At 67.6% G+C, this 18,986-nt stretch carries 17 protein-coding genes and 1 riboswitch; of the genes, 8 read left to right on the plus strand and 9 right to left on the minus strand.

The window, feature by feature from the left end; all coding sequences use genetic code 11:
• Positions 1 to 9: 9 nt before the first annotated feature.
• Positions 10 to 756 carry a cobalt-precorrin-6A reductase gene (locus tag BRAGE_RS0122305; RefSeq protein ID WP_027558961.1) on the plus strand — a complete coding sequence of 249 codons (747 nt, stop codon included), beginning with the start codon at positions 10 to 12 and terminating at the stop codon, positions 754 to 756.
• On the opposite strand, the gene cobJ is transcribed toward BRAGE_RS0122305, so the two are convergent.
• Genes cobJ through BRAGE_RS0122340 form a run of 7 tightly spaced genes read right to left on the minus strand, consistent with a single transcriptional unit; the run spans position 732 to position 8,639 of the window.
• A complete protein-coding gene (cobJ, locus tag BRAGE_RS0122310; protein ID WP_027558960.1) occupies positions 732 to 1,466 on the minus strand; it encodes a precorrin-3B C(17)-methyltransferase in 735 nt (244 codons plus the stop codon). The genes BRAGE_RS0122305 and cobJ overlap by 25 nt on opposite strands.
• Positions 1,463 to 2,194, minus strand: a complete 732-nt coding sequence (locus BRAGE_RS0122315; protein ID WP_027558959.1) for a precorrin-2 C(20)-methyltransferase — start codon at positions 2,192 to 2,194, stop codon at positions 1,463 to 1,465. The genes cobJ and BRAGE_RS0122315 overlap by 4 nt, the downstream gene beginning before the upstream one ends.
• A 2-nt stretch (positions 2,195 to 2,196) precedes the next feature.
• Positions 2,197 to 2,826, minus strand: coding sequence for a precorrin-8X methylmutase (locus BRAGE_RS0122320; protein WP_027558958.1), 630 nt, complete (start codon positions 2,824 to 2,826; stop codon positions 2,197 to 2,199).
• Positions 2,826 to 3,989 (minus strand): precorrin-3B synthase, encoded by a 1,164-nt coding sequence (gene cobG / locus BRAGE_RS0122325; protein WP_027558957.1) that lies wholly within the window; start codon positions 3,987 to 3,989, stop codon positions 2,826 to 2,828. The genes BRAGE_RS0122320 and cobG overlap by 1 nt, the downstream gene beginning before the upstream one ends.
• On the minus strand, positions 3,986 to 7,234 hold the full coding sequence (cobN, locus tag BRAGE_RS0122330; RefSeq protein WP_027558956.1) for a cobaltochelatase subunit CobN: 3,249 nt from the start codon (positions 7,232 to 7,234) through the stop codon (positions 3,986 to 3,988). The genes cobG and cobN overlap by 4 nt, the downstream gene beginning before the upstream one ends.
• The gene (gene cobW / locus BRAGE_RS0122335; RefSeq protein ID WP_027558955.1) at positions 7,234 to 8,268 is read right to left on the minus strand and encodes a cobalamin biosynthesis protein CobW; all 1,035 of its coding nucleotides are present in this window, start codon (positions 8,266 to 8,268) and stop codon (positions 7,234 to 7,236) included. Before cobW ends, cobN begins: the two co-directional genes overlap by 1 nt.
• Entirely contained in the window at positions 8,265 to 8,639 is a 375-nt protein-coding gene (locus BRAGE_RS0122340; RefSeq protein WP_027558954.1) for a DUF1636 family protein, read from the minus strand. Before BRAGE_RS0122340 ends, cobW begins: the two co-directional genes overlap by 4 nt.
• Positions 8,640 to 8,735: 96 nt before the next feature.
• Positions 8,736 to 8,956, minus strand: a riboswitch (cobalamin riboswitch).
• A gap of 40 nt (positions 8,957 to 8,996) precedes the next feature.
• Between BRAGE_RS0122340 and cobO the strand changes: the two genes are divergently transcribed.
• A complete protein-coding gene (cobO, locus tag BRAGE_RS0122345; RefSeq protein ID WP_027558953.1) occupies positions 8,997 to 9,629 on the plus strand; it encodes a cob(I)yrinic acid a,c-diamide adenosyltransferase in 633 nt (210 codons plus the stop codon).
• A 5-nt stretch (positions 9,630 to 9,634) separates the two neighbouring features.
• On the plus strand, positions 9,635 to 11,083 hold the full coding sequence (locus tag BRAGE_RS0122350) for a cobyric acid synthase (protein WP_027558952.1): 1,449 nt from the start codon (positions 9,635 to 9,637) through the stop codon (positions 11,081 to 11,083).
• On the opposite strand, the gene cobD is transcribed toward BRAGE_RS0122350, so the two are convergent.
• Positions 11,072 to 12,037, minus strand: a complete 966-nt coding sequence (cobD, locus tag BRAGE_RS0122355) for a threonine-phosphate decarboxylase CobD (protein ID WP_027558951.1) — start codon at positions 12,035 to 12,037, stop codon at positions 11,072 to 11,074. The two genes, BRAGE_RS0122350 and cobD, sit on opposite strands and share 12 nt — an antisense overlap.
• Positions 12,038 to 12,048: 11 nt before the next feature.
• Positions 12,049 to 13,002, minus strand: a complete 954-nt coding sequence (cbiB, locus tag BRAGE_RS0122360; RefSeq protein ID WP_027558950.1) for an adenosylcobinamide-phosphate synthase CbiB — start codon at positions 13,000 to 13,002, stop codon at positions 12,049 to 12,051.
• Positions 13,003 to 13,122: 120 nt separating this feature from the next.
• Here cbiB and cobU point away from each other — a divergent pair, with 120 nt between their 5' ends.
• From cobU to BRAGE_RS0122385, 5 genes are all read left to right on the plus strand, one after another.
• Positions 13,123 to 13,626, plus strand: coding sequence for a bifunctional adenosylcobinamide kinase/adenosylcobinamide-phosphate guanylyltransferase (cobU, locus tag BRAGE_RS0122365; RefSeq protein ID WP_027558949.1), 504 nt, complete (start codon positions 13,123 to 13,125; stop codon positions 13,624 to 13,626).
• Positions 13,623 to 14,405, plus strand: coding sequence for an adenosylcobinamide-GDP ribazoletransferase (cobS, locus tag BRAGE_RS0122370; RefSeq protein ID WP_027558948.1), 783 nt, complete (start codon positions 13,623 to 13,625; stop codon positions 14,403 to 14,405). Before cobU ends, cobS begins: the two co-directional genes overlap by 4 nt.
• A gap of 4 nt (positions 14,406 to 14,409) precedes the next feature.
• Positions 14,410 to 15,042 (plus strand): 5,6-dimethylbenzimidazole synthase, encoded by a 633-nt coding sequence (gene bluB / locus BRAGE_RS0122375; RefSeq protein ID WP_027558947.1) that lies wholly within the window; start codon positions 14,410 to 14,412, stop codon positions 15,040 to 15,042.
• Between the two features lie 171 nt (positions 15,043 to 15,213).
• Complete coding sequence (locus tag BRAGE_RS0122380; protein WP_027558946.1) at positions 15,214 to 16,257, plus strand: ABC transporter substrate-binding protein; 1,044 nt, start codon at positions 15,214 to 15,216, stop codon at positions 16,255 to 16,257.
• Positions 16,254 to 18,947, plus strand: coding sequence for a hybrid sensor histidine kinase/response regulator (locus tag BRAGE_RS0122385; RefSeq protein ID WP_027558945.1), 2,694 nt, complete (start codon positions 16,254 to 16,256; stop codon positions 18,945 to 18,947). The genes BRAGE_RS0122380 and BRAGE_RS0122385 overlap by 4 nt, the downstream gene beginning before the upstream one ends.
• The last annotated feature ends 39 nt before the right edge of the window (positions 18,948 to 18,986 follow it).

An 18,986-nucleotide genomic window follows, 5' to 3' on the forward strand; every position in this document is an offset into this window, starting at 1 on the left:
GAATCAACCATGATGCGCGCCCTCATTCTGGGCGGAACTGCCGATGCGAGCCTGCTCGCCGCGACGATCGCGCGCGCGCAGATCGATGCCGTCTATTCCTATGGCGGCCGCACCCGTGCGCCCGCCGATCAGCCGCTGCCGACCCGCATCGGCGGTTTCGGCGGCGTGAGCGGGCTTGCGGACTATATCCGCGATGAAGGCATCACGCATATGATCGACGCGACGCATCCCTTCGCCGCCGAGATGAGCCGCAACGCGGTTGCGGCGTGCGCCGAGACCGGCACGCCGCTGATTGCCCTCGAACGCATGCCATGGGACAGGACGCAAGGCGACAACTGGATCGAGGTCGCGGACGTCAACGCGGCGGTCGCCGCGCTGCCCGACACGCCGGCAAACGTGTTCCTCGCCATCGGCCGCCAGCACATCGCGCCGTTCGCGAGCAAGCCGCAGCATGCCTACACGCTGCGTTTCGTCGATCCGCCCGAAGCGCCCCTGCCCTTCGCCGCGGATGTCATCGTGTCGCGCGGACCGTTCACGCTCGAGGGCGAGCTCGAGATGCTGCGCGCCCGCGGCATCGCCTGGATCGTCGCCCGCAACTCCGGCGGCGACGGCGCGCGCGCCAAGATCGACGCGGCCCGAGGGCTCGGCCTGCCCGTGATCATGATCTCCCGACCGCGGCTGCCCGAGCGGCTGCGGGTCGAGAGCGTCACTGACGTGATGCAGTGGCTCGGTCATTCGACCCGCCTCGGTGCATAGACCCAGCGGCCGACGCGGCGCGTCTGCGAATTGCCGATGATGACAAGCGTACGCATGTCGGCCATCTCAGGCGTCGCTTCGTTCAGCGCGACGGTCTCGATCTTCTCGTCAGCCGAGCTGATCGCACGCGCGAAGATGACTAAGCGGTCGCTACAACCAGCTTCCTTCAACACCGCAAGCGCACGGCCAAATCCCTCCGGTCGGCTCACTGAACGCGGATTGTACATCGCAATCGAAAAGTCGGCCTCGGCGGCGAGCCGCAGGCGTTTCTCGATCACCGCCCAGGGCTTGAGATTGTCGGAGAGATTGATCGCGCAGAAATCATGGCCGAGCGGCGCGCCGGCGCGCGCGGCCGCCGCCAGCATCGCGGTGATGCCGGGCAACACGCGGATCGGCAGTTTTTGATATTGCGGCGCCTGCTCCAGCGCCTCGAACACCGCTGAGGCCATCGCAAAAACGCCGGGATCGCCAGAGGATACGACGACGACCTGCCCGCCTTCAGCCGCGAGCCGCAGGGCTTCGCGCGCGCGCTGCAGCTCTTCGCGATTATCCGACGGATGCAGGGTCAGCCCCGGCCGCGGCGGCACGCGCGAGACATAAGGCGCATAGCCAAGAATATCGGTCGCCGCTGCGAGCGCCGCGGAGACCTCGGGCGTCACCAGAGCATCGCTGCCCGGCCCGAGGCCTGCGATGGTCAGTGTGCCCGTCATTCGGCGGCGTCCAGATGCCGGCCCTTGCCATGCACGAGCACGATCGCAAAGTAAGGACAATCGGCGGCATCGATCTCCGAGAGCCGCGCCACGCGCTCACCGGGCATGGTGCCGCGCTCGACCAGCCAGGCATCATCGAGCCGCCCAGCGGTTGCGAGCGCGCGGCGCACCTTTGCGATGTTGCGCCCGGTCTTCATGATCACGAGCGCATCGGAATCGCGCATGCGGCGTTCGAGCTCGTCCTCGGGAAGCGTCCCCATGAGCACCGTCGTCACGTCGTCGCCGAGCGCGATCGACTGCCCGACGCCATTCCAGCAGCCGACCATGCCGGGAATGCCGGCGATCACCTCGATCTCGACGCGGCCCTGCAGGCGCGTGTGCAGATGCATGAAGGAGCCGTAGAAGTAGGGATCGCCCTCGCAGAGCACGACGACATCGACCGCGCGGGCAAGCCGCGCCAGGCGCTCGGCCCATTCGTCGTAGAAGCCGGCGAGAAGTTGCACGTACTCCGGACTGTCGAACGCAATTTCTGTCGTGACCGGATATTCCATGGGATATTCGGTGACCTCGGCCGCCAGCATGCCCTCGACGATGCGGCGCGCCTGGCCGGGCCTGCCCTTCTTGCGGAAATAGGCGACGTGCTTTGCGCCGCGCACCATGCGATCGGCGCGCACGCTCATCAGGTCTGGATCGCCGGGGCCGAGACCGCAGCAGATGATGCGACCCATGGCTATTCGCTCCGGCTCGCCAGCGCGTTCACGGCGGCCACCGTGATCGCGGAGCCGCCGAGGCGGCCCTCGACCGTCAATGCCGGCACCGGCGGATCGGCCATCAGCGCCGCCTTGGATTCGGCGGCGCCGACGAAGCCGACGGGGCAACCGATGATCGCCGCCGGCCGCGGACAGTTTTGGTCCTCCAGCATGTTGAGGAGGTGAAACAGCGCGGTCGGTGCGTTGCCGATCGCGACGATTGAGCCACCCAAATGCGGCCGCCACAACTCCAGCGCCGCAGCCGAGCGCGTGTTGCGCATGGACTGCGCCAGCGCCGGAACGGCCTCGTCGCCGAGCGTGCAGATCACGGCATTGGCCGCAGGAAGTCTGGCACGCGTGATTCCTTCCGAGACCATGCGCGCATCGCACAGGATCGGGGCGCCCTTCTGCAAGGCGGCGCGCGCAGCGGTTGCCATACCGGGCGTGAAACGGATATGTGCTTCCAGCCCGACCATGCCGGCGGCGTGGATCATCCGCACCACGACCTGCTCTTCATCGGGCGTGAACCGCGCAAGATCGGCCTCGGCGCGGATGGTCGCAAAGGATTGCCGGTAGATCGCCGCGCCGTCGGTTTCATAGGTGTGCGGCATCAGTGTCCTCCGACCAGGATGGAGGGATCGCTGACGATGTCGGCACAGTTCAGGCCGCGCAGGACCGGCTCGTCCCGGGTCGAGCCGTTCCGCACGAGATCGAAACCGGCGCTGGTCGCAACCAGCGTCACCGCCGAGGCTCCGGAGCGAGCGCAGCCCTTGGCGCATCCGGAGACGTGGAGCTTCGTGTCGAGGGCAATGCGCGGCGCCAGCGCGGCCGCCAGCGCGCGCGTGTCGGCATGCGCCTCGCGGCAGCGCGGCGCACCGCTACAGGCGATCACGCGCAGCGCCGGATCGTGAGGCTCCGTGATGAGACCCGCGCCGTTCGGCATCTCGCGTTTGCCCTCGCTCAAAACCATCCGCCACGGTGTCATGCGCAGCGCGTGACCGCAGCCGGAAAACTGATGCAGCGTCGTGTGCAGCATCTGCCCGAACGCGACGCCGACGAGCGCTCCTTGCGGATAATGCCCGGGCCGCGATGCCGGCATCACGGGCGCAGGCTCGGTCTCGCCGCGCAAGGCCGCGGGCAATGCCGCGCCGGCCGCGATGTGGGCCGCCATGCGCCCTCGCCCGCCCTTCGTGCCACCGGAGGCGACGAACCAGCCTGCGAGCGCGAGCGCCGTGCTCACGGCCTCTCCGCGCGCGACCGAGTGGCCGAACCTTGCGCCATCAGCCCGCACCAGCAGACGGCCGCCGCGATCGCGTTCGATCCGCACGTCGGCGGAATCGCCGGCGAGCACGCGCGACTTGCCGTCGTCGATGGCGAAGCCGAATTTGGTGGGAAGGTCGAGCGCGCTGTCGGCGAGCGCTTCTTCAAGCTCCGCAGCGAGCGCCTGCGTCTCGTCACCGACAGTCCAGAACGGCGTCACCAGGATGTTGCGGCGAGCTTCGATGTCGGTATCTGGATCGAGCAATTGCAGCTGCGCAAGGCCGTCGATCAGCGGCCGATGGGTCTCCTCGCTCACGCCCCTGATCTGGAGGTTGGCGCGGCTGGTCACATCGATGAGGCCGTTGCCGTGGCGCTCGGCGAGCTCGGCGAGCCCGGCGATCTGGTTTGCCTCAAGCCGTCCGCCGAACGGACGCACGCGGACCACCAGCCCGTCGCCCGATTGCATCGGGCGCAGCGCGCCGGGACACCAGCCCTTGACCATCGACGCGCTCATGATGCCTCCTTCAGCGCAGCCGCGATCGAATTGCGGCGCGTTCGCCAGAGGGAGGCCTCATGCAGGCGCGCGAAGCAGGTCTCCATCGCGGCCAGCGCCGCCGGATTCTCGTGCGCCATGAAGGCGCGGATGTCGGCATCGCCGAGCGTCGCGTCGTAATACAGATCGAACAGATGCGGCGGCACGGCCCCGGCCAGATGCGCGAATGCAGCCATGTGCTCGAGTGTCGCCGTGATCTCGGCGGCCCCGCGAAAACCGTGACGCATCATGCCGGCGATCCAGGCCGGATTGGCCGCGCGTGCGCGAACCACGCGCGAGATCTCCTCCGTCAGCGTGCGCGCATGCGGCTGCTCGGGGCGCGTCGTGTCGAGATGATAGAGCGATGGCCCGGCCGCGCCGAGATGGGCCGCGGCCGCCGCAACGCCGGCTTCGTGCGCGGCATAGTCGGCAGCGAGCAGCAGATCGGTCTCCGGCAAATCCTGGACGTGGACGAAGGCATCGGCCGATGCGAGCCGCTGCTCGATGCCGGCGCGATCGGGCTTGATCGCGCCATCGGCGGAGAAGGCCCAGGACGAGGCTGACAGCCAGGCTTCGCCGGCGGCGTCGCGCGTATCTGCCGTAAAGGCATCGGGGATCGCTGAGAGGCCGACGCCGTATTGTCCGGGCCGCGGCGCGAACACGCGCGAGGCGCGGTGGCGGTACGGATTCTCGTCGCCCTCCTCCTCGCGCGTTGCGAGCGCCTCGGATGCTGCCTCGAACAATTGCGCAAGGCCGGAGAAGACATCGCGGAACAGCCCCGACACACGCAGCGTGACGTCGATGCGGGGCCGTCCAAGCTCGGCCGGCGCGATGATGTCGTAGCCGGTGACGCGGCCGGAGGCGTGATCCCAGCGCGGTGCGAGGCCGGCCAGATGCAGCGCCATCGCGAACTCTTCGCCGGCAGTGCGCATCGTCGCCGAGCCCCAGAGGTCGACCACGAGGCCCTTCGGCCAGTCGCCGTGATCCTGCAAATGGCGACGAAGCAGCTCTTCGGCGAGCTTGACCCCCTGCGCATGTGCCGACGGCGTCGGCACGGCGCGCGGATCGACGGCAAAGAGATTGCGTCCCGTCGGCAACACGTCCCGCCGTCCACGATAGGGCGAGCCCGACGGCCCCGGCGCGACGCGCTGCCCTGCGAGCGCGGCACGCAGCGCATCCCGCTCCGCCTCGCCGCAGGCGCCGCGGCCGAACACGTGCAGGCCGTCGCCGAACTGGCTTTCCTTGAGATCGCAGACGAAGCGGTCGATGCGCGGAATGGCTTCGGCCGGCGCGGCCGACGCATCGAGACCGAGATCGTCTTCGAGGCCCGCTGCACGGGCCTCGTCGCGGATCGCCGCGATCAGGCGCTGGCGGCGCGCGGGATCGAGACCATCGGCGGTCGAATATTCGTCGAGCAGGCGTTCGAGCCGGCGCAAACCCTCCGGCACCGTGGATTGCTCGAGCGGCGGCGGCAGATGGCCGATGGTGACGGCACCGATCCGCCGCTTGGCCTGCGCAGCCTCGCCGGGATCGTTGACGATGAAGGGATAGATGACGGGGAGATCGCCGATCAGCGCTTCCGGCCAGCACCCCGACGACAGCGCCACGGATTTCCCCGGCAACCATTCCAGCGTCCCGTGCGCCCCCATGTGCACGACGGCATCAATGCCCTGCTCGCGGAGCCAGAGATAGAACGCGACATAGCCGTGGCGCGGCGTGCGGGCGAGATCGTGATAGTCGGAATCGCGCGTGATGGCGTCGCCACGCTCCGGCTGAACGGCGATGATTGACTGGCCGCAAGCGGTGGCCGCGAAGCGGAACGCACCGCTGCCGCAGCTTGGATCGGTCTCCAGCCCGCCCCAGGCTTGCGCGAGATCATCCCGCAGGGATTGCGGGAGGTGTAAGAGTGACGCGCGGTAATCGGCGACGCTCCAGCTCAGATGCTGCTTCAGCAGCGTCTCGCCGAGCGCATGGACCGGCGCGACATCGAAGCCGGCCTTTGCAAGGTCAGACACCAATGCCTCGACCGAAGCCAGCGCATCGAGCCCAACCGCATGCGCGATCTGGTGCGGCCGGCCCGGATAGTTCGAAAGCACGATCGCGACGCGCTTCCCGGCAGCCGGCTTTTCCGCAAGGCGCCACCAGGCTGCAACGCGCGCGGCGACGGCCGTCACGCGCTCCTCATCCGGCCGATGCGCCAGATGCGAAAATTGCAAATCGGGATCGCGCTCCGCCGCCGACTTGAAGCTCACGACGCCCGCGAACACGCGGCCGTCGACCTCGGGCAGCACCACGTGCATCGCGAGATCGCCGGGCGACAGACCGCGCAACGATTCCGCCCAGTCCTCGCGCCGTGCCGACGAGAGCGCGACCTGGAAGACGGGACATGACGCAGCATCGAACGGCGTCGTGCCATCTTCGCCCAGCGCAGAAAACGCCGTCGCATTGACGATCGCGGCCGGAGGGTTCTTCGCAAGATAGTCCCGCAGCCAGCCCGCGACGCCCGGGCCCTTTAGGGAGGTGACGAACACGCCATACGCCGCAAAACCCTTCTCGCGCAGCGCAGCGATCAGGGCATCGACCGGGCCGGTGTCAGCGGCAGTGAGATAAGAGCGATAGAAGGTCACCAGCGCGAGCGGCCTGCCTTCACCCGGCGCCGGCGCGGCGATGACACCACGCGCGGGATCATAAAAGCCCATCTCGGGCACGGTCATCTCGCCGACGACCGGACCGGCATAAAGGCCCGAAGCCAGCGCAAGCTGAGCAATCGCGGCCTGAGCGGCAACGGGGCCACCGGTGTCGCAAAGCACCTTGAGCCGCCGCAGCGTCGAGACCGGCAGGGTCGAGTAAGCATCGAGCCGCGTGTCGTCGCGGCCGTCGGCCGGCAGCACGGCCAGCACGATGTTACGATCTTTGGCGAGCTGCTGGAGCGCCGCAAGGCCATAGGGCCAATAAGATTCTCCGCCGATCAGACGCACCAGGATGCCGCGCGCCTGCGACAGCGTGCGCTCGATATAGGTGTCGACCGAGAGCGGATGACGCAGCTCCGCGAGATTGGCGAGCCGCAGCGACGGCAGGCTGCTACGGCCGCGCCGCCAGCCCGCCGCGAATGCGGCAAGGTCGGAATCCGAGTACGAGAGCACCACGAGATCGGCCGGGTCCTGGCCGATGTCTCTTGGCGTCGCGGTCTCCTCGAGACCCCGGCTCTCGCGGAAGACGACGTGCATCAGACTCCCAATCCCGCCTTGATCGCGGCCTCATCGATATCGCCATGCTCGCCGATCACGACGAGCTTCGACTGCCTGAGACCCGCGCCCCAGGGCTTGTCGAACTGGTGGCGCACGCGCTCGCCGACGGCCTGAAGCAGCAGGCGCATCGGCTTGCCCGCGACCGCGATGTAGCCCTTGGCACGCAGCACGTTCTGCTCGCGCGCCAGCCTCTGCACCGACGCAACCAGCGTATCGACATCCGCAACCTCCGGAAGATCGATCACGACGGAGGCGAAATCATCGTGCTCGTGCTCCTCCTCGCCATCGTGATGCGACGGGCGCGCGGCAAGATCGTTCTCGGCGGCGGCGCCGAGCCCGAGAATGACGCGCGCGTCGATCGCACCGTCGGTGACGGGCAGCATCGGCACGCGGCGCGGCATCTCGGCGGCGATCGCGGCCTTGGCGGCTTCAATGCCGGCGCTGCCGGCGAGATCGGCCTTGGTCAGCAGCACGATATCTGCGCAGGCGATCTGGTCCTCGAACACCTCCGAGAGCGGCGTCTCGTGATCGAGATTTTCGTCCGCGGCGCGCTGCGCTTCGACAGCCGCCGGGTCCGGCGCGAAGCGACCGGCGGCAACCGCCTCGGCATCGGCGAGCGCGATCACGCCGTCGACGGTGATGCGCGAGCGGATCTCCGGCCAGTCGAATGCTTTCAGCAGCGGTTTTGGCAGCGCCAGGCCCGAGGTCTCGATCAGGATGTGATCGGGCCGCACCGGGCGCGCCAGCAACTGCTCCATGGTCGGAATGAAATCGTCGGCAACGGTGCAGCAGATGCAGCCATTGGCGAGCTCGACGATATTCTCCTCCGGGCAGTTGGCATCGGCGCAGGATTTCAGGATCTCGCCGTCGACGCCCTCGCTGCCGAACTCGTTGACCAGCACGGCGAGCTTCTTGCCATTGGCATTGCTGAGCAGATGCTGGATCAGCGTCGTCTTGCCGGAGCCGAGAAAGCCCGTGACCACCGTGACAGGGACTTTTGCGAGCGAGTTCATTCGGCGGCCTCCGGCAACACGGCAATGGGGGGAATGCGGGCAAGCGACTGCTTGCGGAAGATTTCGGGCCGGCTGCGCCACGGCACGAGGCCGTCGGGCGCGGCCGCATAGGCCGCGGCGCCCGCGACCACGTCCTGCGCGTTCGCATCCGACAGGCGGCCATAGACATAGGACCAGCGGCCGGGCGCGCTGAGCGCGACCGAGCAGCCCTGGCTGCATGCAGACAGGCATTCGACGGGAACCACGTTGACGCCCTCGGGCACGCCGGCCTCGAGGATCGCGCCATGCAGGCGCTTGCCGGGTGTGGTCTCGCCTTCGCCAAGCGTCTGGCCAGCGCGGCAGGTGATGCAGACGTGAAGTGTGACGGTCATCGCCTCTTCCAGAATAAACAGCGGGAGGCGAAGAGGCACACGGACCATTCTCGTGAAGGCCCGTTTCCCCGTCGCGGAACACCCCGTCCGCCGGTCCAAAACTCGTCCGCGCTGGCAGGTCTCCCGGCTTGCGGAGCAGGGTTTTGGCCCTTCGATCCCCGCCTTCCCGATCCCCTAGGGGATCAGTGGCTTCGGGCATCTCTCCGGTCACGGTCGCGGGGGCGGCTGCATTTTGGACCCAAATCTTGCCGATTCGGACCCTATCGCATTCCCTCTTCGCCTGTCATAGGACAGGAACCAGTGCCGGGCCACCATTTGCCCCCGGCCGCCTCTTGTCAAGCCGAAGGACCGGGACCGATGACGCCAGAACCGGATACCCAAACCACTGAGGAAACCGACGCCCGCCACGCCCAGAAAATGGCGAAGAAGAAGGCCGCCCGCGACAAGATCATGGCGACCAAGAGCGGCGAAAAGGGCCTGATCATCGTCCACACCGGCGCCGGCAAGGGCAAGTCGTCCTCGGCCTTCGGCATGATCGTCCGCTGCGTCGCCCATGGCTTCCCCTGCGCTGTCGTGCAGTTCATCAAGGGTGCCTGGGATACTGGCGAGCGGCGTCTGCTCACGGGCCATTTCGGCGAGCTCTGCCAGTTCCATGCCATGGGCGAAGGCTTCACCTGGGAAACGCAGGACCGCGCCCGCGACATTGCCGCCGCCCGCGCCGGCTGGGAGAAGGCCAAGGAGCTGATCCTCGATTCGAACCTGCGCATGGTCGTGCTCGACGAGATCAACATCGCGCTGCGCTACGACTATCTCGACATCGCCGAGGTCGTCGACTTCCTGACCTCGAAGCCGCCGATGACGCACGTCGTGCTCACCGGGCGCAACGCGAAGGACGAGCTGATCGAGATCGCCGATCTCGTCACCGAGATGACGCTGGTCAAGCATCCCTTCCGCTCCGGCATCAAGGCGCAAGCCGGCGTCGAGTTCTGAGCGCGATGGCACGCGCACTGATGATCCAGGGGGCCGGCTCGGACGTGGGCAAGTCGCTCATCGTGGCCGGCCTCGCGCGCGCCTTCACACGGCGGGCCTTGCGCGTACTTCCCTTCAAGCCGCAGAACATGTCGAACAATGCGGCCGTCACCGTCGATGGCGGCGAGATCGGGCGTGCGCAGGCGCTTCAAGCGCTCGCGGCGGGCGTCGAGCCGCACACCGACATGAACCCGGTGCTGCTGAAGCCCGAGACCGATGTCGGCGCGCAAATCGTCGTGCATGGAAAACGCATCGCCACCGCGCGGGCGCGCGAATACGCCGCGATGAAGCCCTCGCTGATGGGCGCGGTGCTGGAGAGCTTTGAGCGGTTGAAGGCGCGCGCTGATCTGGTGCTGGTCGAAGGCGCGGGCAGTCCGGCCGAGGTGAATCTGCGCAAGGCCGACATCGCCAATATGGGCTTTGCGCGCAAGGCCGACGTGCCGGTCGTGCTCGTTGGCGACATCGATCGCGGCGGCGTCATCGCCCAGCTCGTCGGCATCAGGACGGTGATCGACCCCGACGATGCCGCGATGATCCAGGGCTTTGTCATCAACAAGTTCCGCGGCGATCCCACGCTGTTTGACGACGGCTACAGGCTGATCGAAGAGAAGACTGCGTGGCGCGGCCTCGGCGTGCTGCCCTGGTTCGCCCGCGCGGGCGAACTGCCGGCCGAGGACGCGCTGGGCCTCAGTGATGCGCGCAAGCCCGGCCAATGCAAGATCGCGTGCCTCGCGCTGTCGCGCATCGCCAATTTCGACGATCTCGATCCACTCAAGCTCGAGCCAGGCGTCGATCTCCTGATGGTGCGCCCCGGCGAAGCGATCCCCGGCGACGTCAGACTGGTCATCATCCCCGGCTCAAAGTCCACCCGTGGCGATCTCGCGTTCCTGCGCGCGCAGGGCTGGGACATCGATCTGCTCGCGCATCACCGCCGTGGCGGCCACGTGCTCGGCCTATGCGGCGGCTATCAGATGCTCGGACGCAGCGTTGCCGACCCCGATGGCATTGAAGGCCCGGCAGGTGATACGCCGGGGCTCGGGCTTCTCGATGTTGAGACGGTGATGAGCCCGCAGAAGACGTTGACGCGCGTCGCAGCCGTCCACGCCACGACCGACCAGTTGATCGAAGCCTACGAAATCCACATCGGCCGCACCGACGGGCCCGATCGTGCCCGACCGTTCGCAAAGCTGAACGGCGAGCCGGAAGGCGCGATCTCCAGGGATGGCCGCGTGCAGGGCAGCTATCTGCACGGCCTGTTCACGTCGGATGATTTCCGCAAGGCGTTTTTGGCGAAGCTCGACATCCCCGCGGGCAACGAGCCCTATCATGCCCGGGTCGAAAGCGCGCTTGACGCCCTCGCCGATCACATCGAAAAACATCTCGATGTCGAGGGCCTGCTCGCGCTAGCGCGCTAGGGCATCGGCGAGGCGCGTCCATTCGGCCTCAACGCCGGGAAGCCCGAGCCGCAGCCATGCCGGTTTTTGCGCGAACACGCGCGACCAGATCTGGCGACGTGCAAGCTTCTCCTGCGCGGCGAGCGCGTCTGACGTCTCGTAGAGACGAAACAACGATGCACCGCCGATGAGCCGCCAGCCCTGTCCTAGCGCTATCTCGTCGAGGCGAACACAATCACGCCCAAGCCGCGCCGATGTCGCCTCCGCCCAGGCATCGTCGCGCAATGCGCGGCCGCCAATCGCAATCGCTGCGCCAGAGATAGGCCAAGGGCCCGACATCGCCGCCAGCTTTGCAATGTCAGCGGCGTTGCCGATCGTGAAGCCGAGCCGCAGGCCGGCAAGGCCGTAGAACTTCCCGAAGGAACGCAGGATCAGCAGCCCAGGGCGATCCGCTTCCGGCGCCAGCGACAGATGCGGAACGGCGTCGACAAAGCTCTCATCCACGATGAGACGGCCGACGCGCGGCAGCAACGCCAGCAGATCCTTTGGTGCGAAGGTCCGGCCATCGGGATTGTTGGGATTGACCACGATGGCGAGGTCCGCGCCGGCCAGCGCATCGAGCTCGCCGACTTCGTGGACGTCCCAACCCGCAGCCGACAGCACTCCCGCATATTCATTGTACGTAGGCGCGAGGATGCGGGCGCAGCCGGGCGCGCCAAGTTGCGGCAGCAGTTGGATGGCGGCTTGCGCTCCGCCCACCGCGACGAGCGGTGCACTCGTACGGTAGGCGTGCCGCGCCGCCTGATGCAATGCCTCGATCTCGGCCCGCGACGGCAGCGCGCTCCACGCGCGCGCGCTCACCTCGCCCACCGGATAAGGCAGCCGGTTGATCCCGGTCGACAGATCGATCCAGTCCTCCGCGCGGCCGCCAAACCGCTGCTGGGCCAGATCGAGATTTCCACCGTGCTCGCGCATGCTCTGTTCTTTCACGCGAAGGCGAGGATCGCAAGCAGACCGGCGAGGAGCAGCATGGCGCGGCGGTAGACATTCAGTCCCTCGCCGATGTCGGCGGGATGCGGATCGCGCGCGCCTTCGTTCAGCCAGGGCTCGTTCGTGACGCTGCCATGATAGATGCGGGGACCGCTGAGCCGCACGCCGAGCGCACCGGCCATCGCCGCTTCCGGCCAGCCGGCGTTGGGAGAACGGTGACGGCGCGCATCGCGCGTCATGCACGCCAGCGCCAGGGATCGGCGCGGTGCCAGCAGCACGAACAAGAAGCCGGTCAGGCGTGCCGGAATGAAGTTCGCGACATCGTCGATGCGCGCCGCGGCCCAGCCGAAAGCCTCGTGCCGTTCGCTGCGATGACCGATCATGGAGTCCAGGGTATTGATCGCCTTGTAACCCAAGATGCCGGGCAGGCCGAACAGCGCGCCCCAGAACACCGGCGCGACGATGCCGTCGGACGCATTTTCCGCAAGACTCTCGATCGCCGCGCGCGCGATGCCGGCTTCATCGAGGGCGGCGGGATCGCGGCCGACGATGCGCGAGACCGCGTCGCGCGCAGCCGCGATGTCACCGGCCCGTAGCGGCTGCGCGACGGCGGCGACGTGATCATGCAACGAACGCAAAGCGACCAGCGGCCAGGCGAGGACGCCGACCAGCACGATCTGGATCCAGCCCCAGGGAAGCATTGACTGTAGCAAGGACTGAAGCACCCAGCCGACCGCGACGGAGAGCGCGATCACCACGAGCGCGCCGGCAATACCTGCAGCGCGGCGGAGCGCCGGCGGATCGGAATCGCGATTCCAGGCGGCGTCGATGGCGCCGATCAGCCGGCCCAGCCAGGTCACGGGATGGCCGATCCGGGCGAACAGCCATGACGGCCAGCCCGAGAGGGCATCCACCGCCATCGCCACCACCATCGCACCTGCAAAGCCCACGCCCACCTCCTGTCCCGCCCCTGTTGCGCAAAGCGAGGGGCGAGCGCAAGCCCTGCCCGCCTGATTTCGGCTTTGTCTTTGGCCGCGTTTGGTGGTTAGTCAGGCCCACAGGAGACCTTCATGGCCGTCATCTTGATCACGGGCGGAGCGCGATCGGGCAAGAGCAAGCGTGCGGAAATGCGCACGCGCGCCTTCCCCGGGCAGCCCGTTTATGTCGCGACGGCCGAGGCCCTCGATGCGGAAATGGAGACGCGTATCGCCAAGCATCGCGCGCGGCGCGGAACTGACTGGCTCGAACGCGAGGTGCCGCTCGATCTCGTGCCCGCACTGGTCGCAACCGATGGCGACGGCGCACGACTGGTGGATTGCCTGACGCTGTGGCTCTCCAACCTGATGCATGCAGAGCGCGACTGGGAGCGTGAAGTGAGAGAGCTCGCCAGCGCCCTGCCCCGCCTGAAAAGCCCCGCCGTCTTCGTCACCAACGAGGTCGGCCTCGGCATCGTGCCCGACAATGCGCTGGCGCGCAGCTATCGCGACGCCGCCGGGATCATGAACCAGACCATCGCCGCCGTCGCCGACGAGGTCGAGTTCGTGGTCGCCGGCCTGCCGATGAAACTGAAATGATGCCGCGCGCCGAATTTTTGAAAGACATCATCGCCGATCTCAGGATGGCGGCGTCGTTCGTCACGATCCTCCCCGTGGCATCGTCAAAGCCTGCAGCCGACGGCGCCGTCGCGCGCGCGACCTGGGCGCTCCCCGTCGCCGGACTGCTGGTCGGCCTTGCCGGCGCGTTGGTCTACAAAATCGCCATCCGCGTCGGACTGACGCCGAACCTCGCCGCGCTGCTCGCGCTGGCTGCGACCACCCTGATCACCGGTGCGCTGCACGAGGACGGACTTGCCGATACCGCTGACGGGCTCGGTGGCGGCCGCACCCGCGAGCGCAAGCTCGAGATCATGCGCGACAGCCGGATCGGCACCTATGGTGTCTGCGCGCTCATCCTGTCGTTCGGCCTGCGCTGGAGCGCGCTCGCGGCGATCGCCAGTCCCGCGGCCGTCACGCTCGCGCTGTGCGCCGCGCATGCGGCGGCGCGCGCGGGCGTACCGGCCTTCATGTCACTGGTCCCGCCGGCAAGGCCGGACGGATTGTCGGCCAGCGCGGGAGTACCGCCGGGACGGAGCGTCGCCATCGCCTTTGCGGTTGGAACGCTCGCACTCGCCCTGGCGTTGGGGCCGGGCAAGGCGCTGGTCGGCCTGATCCTGCTCTCGCTCGCCGGGCTGCTGCTGGCGCGGCTTGCAATCCGCCAGATCGGCGGGCAGACCGGCGACATTCTCGGCGCATTCGAGCAGATCGGCGAGATCCTGATCCTGCTGGTCGCCGCGGCCTTTCAGATCGGACGCTGAGCCGATGGTCGAGTTCGATGACACCTTCCGCCGGCAATTGCACGAGCTGTTCGTGTGGCGCCGCGATGTGCGCCGCTTTCGCACCGATCCGCTGCCGGACGGCGCCATCGACCGCCTGATCGAGACCGCCTGCCTCTCGCCTTCGGTCGGGCTCAGCCAGCCCTGGCGCTTCGTCATCGTCGACGATGCCGCTCGCCGCCGCGCCGTGATCGACGACTTCAAATCATGCAACGCCGATGCGCTCGGTGCCTATGCCGGCGAACGCGCCGCGCGCTACGCCACGCTCAAACTGTCGGGGCTCGAGCAGGCGCCGGGCCACCTCGCCGTGTTCGCCGACAAGGCCAGCGACATCGGCCACGGCCTCGGCCGCGCCACCATGCCCGAGACGACGGAATATTCCGTCGTCGCCGCGATCACCGCGATGTGGCTCGCCGCGCGCGCGGAAGGTATCGGCCTTGGCTGGGTGTCGATCCTGAATCCTGCACGAATTCACACCATTCTCGACGTGCCTGATACCTGGAAGTTCATCGCCTATCTCTGCGTCGGCTATCCCGAGGCTGAATGCGACCGGCCGGAGCTGGAGCGGGCGAAATGGGAGCACCGGCGGGGAGCGGGCGAATTCACGCTGCGGCGTTGAAGGCTGGTTCTTGCAGAACCCGAAACAGACGACTCCCTGGCCGCGTAGGCTTACGGTATCGGGCTGCCAAAGGCTGCGAATGAGCGTTCATAAGCGTAGTTTTTCATCAATTGTGGTTGCTAGCCTTTCGGGATATGCACAGCGTCAGGAACAATTTTTGCGAAACATTTCATGATTGAGCGGCCCGCTCCTGCCCGCGCTGCGCCGGCGGTCGCCCGCCGCGATTTCCTTCGCCTCGCCGGCGCAACTGCCGCGGGCTTCTTCGCGCTCGGCGCAATGCCGGATCGCATGCGCATCGTCGCCTCGCTGACTGCATTGTCACTCGACGACGAGCTGACGAGACGCAGCATGACCGAAGCTGCGACCACCCGGCTTGGCGGCCTCATTGCAGGCCTGCGGCAACGCGGCTGGGTCGAAGGGGTCAATTTCCGCCTGGAGCTGCGCTCGAGCTTCGGCGGAGCCGACAAGTTGAAGAGCGCCATCCAGGAGATCATCGATCTCAAGCCCGACGTCATCCTGACCGGCTCGACGGGTGAGACCGCGGCCGTCCTCGCGGCCACCAGGACGATCCCGATCGTGTTCGCGACCTCCAACGATCCCGTCGGCAACGGCTTCGTCGAGAGCCTCGCCCATCCCGGCGGCAACGTCACCGGCTTCACCAGCAGCACGCCCGAGATGGGCGGCAAATGGCTTCAGCTCATCAAGGAGGCCGTGCCCGACATCGCGCGTGTCGGCGTGCTGTACAATCCGGCGACGACGCCGCGCGCCGGGCGCTACTATCTCGACTCGCTCGAGGCGGAGGCCGTGACATGCGGGGTCGGCGTGGTCCTCGTCCCCGTCGGCAAGGCCGCGGAGATCGAGGGCGCGATCGGCCGCTTTTCCGAGCCGCCCAAGGCCGCGATGATCTCGCTCGTCGACAGCTTCCTGGTGGTGAACCGCCAGGCGATCGTCGCAGCAACGGCAAAATATCGCGTCCCGATGATCTATCCGTTTCACTACTTCATGGACGCGGGCGGACTGATGAGCTACGGCCCGACGCTCGAGGTGCGCTCGGCCGACTATGTCGATCTCATCCTGCGCGGCACCAAGGCAGGCGACCTGCCGGTGCAATCGCCGCGCAAATACGAGCTCCTGATCAACCGCAGCGTTGCCAACGCGCTCGGATTGAGGATTCCATTCACGCTGCTGGCGCGCGCCGACGAGATCCGCGAGTGAACGAAGAGGTCGACCAGGGACATTTGCGGACGCCACCCGGCCGGCTGTTCCGCAAATATCTCGTCTCGATCGTCGCCCTCGCCTTCGCCGCGCTCGCCATCAACACCGGCTTCGACGTCTGGTTCTCCTATCGCGAGCAGAAGCAGCTTCTCGCCGCGATCCAGCGCGAGCAGGCCGCAAGCGCGGCGATCCAGATCGGCCAGTTCATCGGCCAGATCGAGAACCAGATCAGATGGCTCTCGCGCCTGCCGCCGGAGCTGTCGACCAACGAAGACGATCGCCTCAACGCCATCCGCCTGCTGCGCCTCTCGCCCGCGATCGCGGAGATCACCGAGCTCGACGCGCAGGGCCGCGAGCAGGTGCGCGTGTCGCGCCGCATCGCCGACAGGATCGGCAGCAAGGCCGATCTCTCGACGTCGCCGGCCTTCCGCGGCGCCAATGAAAGCCGGGCCTATTACGGGCCCGTCTACTTCTTCGGCGACACCGAGCCGTTCATGACGATTGCGACGCGCGGCACCGGCCGCTCCCCCAATGTGGTCGTCGCCGAGGTCAATCTGCGCTTCATCTGGGACCTGGTCGCCGGGATCAGGGTCGGCAACACCGGCAAGGCCTATGTGGTCGACCGCGAGGGCGTCTTGATCGCGCATCCCGATCTGTGGCCGGCGCTGCAACGCAGCGATCTCTCCGGGCATGCGGACGTGCGCACCGCGCTCGACGGCGTCGGGCCGCCCTCGGGTGGCCTGGTCAAGGAGGACCTGTCGGGCCAGCGCGTGCTGTCGACCTATGCGACGGTCCCCTCGCTCGGATGGCTGGTGTTCGTCGAGCTGCCGCTCAGCGAGGCCTATGCGCCGATCTATGCATCGATCGGCCGGTCGACCTTTCTCCTTGTCATTCTGCTCGCCGGTGCGGTGCTGGTCTCACTCTTCCTCAGCCGGCGCATGACCGTGCCGATCCAGATCCTGACGCAGGGCGCACGCCGGATCGGCAGCGGCGATCTCGGCCTGCGGCTTGCGATCAAGACCGGCGACGAGCTGGAAGCGCTCGGCGACCAGTTCAACCGCATGGCCGCGCATTTGCGCGAATCCTATGCGACGCTGGAGCGCAAGGTGATCGAGCGCACCTCCGAGCTGGAGAAGGCGCGCGATCAGGCCCTTGCCGAGCACGATGCCGCCGAGCGCGCGCGCAGCGCGGCGGTGGCGGCCAACGAGACCAAGTCGCGCTTCCTCGCCGTCGTCAGCCACGAGCTGCGCACGCCGCTCAATGGCGTCATGGGCGTGCTGCAACTGCTCGACGACGGCAGCCTCAGCGAAGCGCAGCGCCGCCAGCTCGCGACCGCGGCCGCATCGGGCGAAACGCTGATCGCGCTGGTCGATGCCATCCTGGAATATGCGCGTCTGGAGGCCAGCACCGAGGCGTTGGAGACGCGCGACTTCCGGCTCGACCAGCTCGTCGAGACCGCCGCCGATCTGATGCGCCCGCAGGCCTTCGGCAAGGGCCTCGCCTTCGATCTCGCCTGTGAGGCAACGGCCGATATCTCGGTGCACGGCGATCCCGTCCGGCTCAACCGCATCCTGCTCAACCTGATCGGCAACGCGATCAAGTTCACCCCGCACGGCGGGATCGCCGTGAGGGCAGAAGCCGAGCAGCACGACAATCATGTGCTGCTGCGCGTCACGGTCCGCGATACCGGCATCGGCATCGCCCCTGACATGCACGAGCGGATCTTCGAGGACTTCGTGCAGGCCGACGACAGCATCGCGCGCAGGTTCGGCGGCACCGGCCTCGGCCTTGCGATCGCCCGGCGCCTCACACGCCTGATGCGCGGCGAGCTGACGGTGACGAGCACGCCGGGCGAAGGCAGCACGTTCACGCTCGAAGTGCCGCTCGGCCGCGCCGCGAGCGGCGTCGCGCAAGGTGCAATTCCGCCGCCGTCGCGGCAGCTCAGCGTGCTGCTGGTGGACGACGATCCCGTCAATCGCGAGGTCGGCGAAGCCATCCTGAAACGGCTCGGCCACCGCCCCACCCTCGCCGGCAACGGCGCCTCGGCCATCGCCCTCGCGCGCGATCAGGCCTTCGACGTGATTCTGATGGACCTGCACATGCCCGACATGGATGGCGTGGAAGCGGCATCAAAGATCGGCAAGCTGGCCTTGCCGAAGATGCCGCGCATCATCGCCGTGACCGCCGACGTCTCGCGCAGCGCCCGCGAACGGCTTGCAGGCGCAGGCATCGCCAAGATCGTCAGCAAGCCGATCCTGATCAATGCGCTACGCGAAGCGATCGAGGACGATCTCGAGGCTGAGCCGGCAGACGTGCAGCTCACCGCGGGCGCATTGATCGACCGGCACTTTCTCGACGACCAGAAAGAGCTGCTGGGCGCGGCGCAAATCGCAAAGCTCCACCGTCTGCTGGAAGAGACCAGCGAAAAGCTGATCGATGACATCGCCAAGGCCGCGACAACTGGCGACCGCATGCAGCTCGCGCGATCCACGCACCAGCTCGGCAGCGCCGCCGGCGCGCTCGGCCTCGTCCGCCTGTTCGAGCGCTGCCGTGAGGTCGAGCTGGCGGCCCCCTCGATGTCCCCGGCCGAGTGCCAGAGCGCCGCCCGCGATCTCGCCGCGCTTCGGAAAGCCTCGATGAGCGCGCTGGATGAGTTGCTCACATCTGCCGATCAGCGCGCCGTGGACTAGAGAGGCTCGAACGGCACGAGTCCGGATTTGTTCGCCGTT

The organism is Bradyrhizobium genosp. SA-4 str. CB756 (assembly GCF_000473125.1).
GTDB lineage: Bacteria > Pseudomonadota > Alphaproteobacteria > Rhizobiales > Xanthobacteraceae > Bradyrhizobium > Bradyrhizobium arachidis.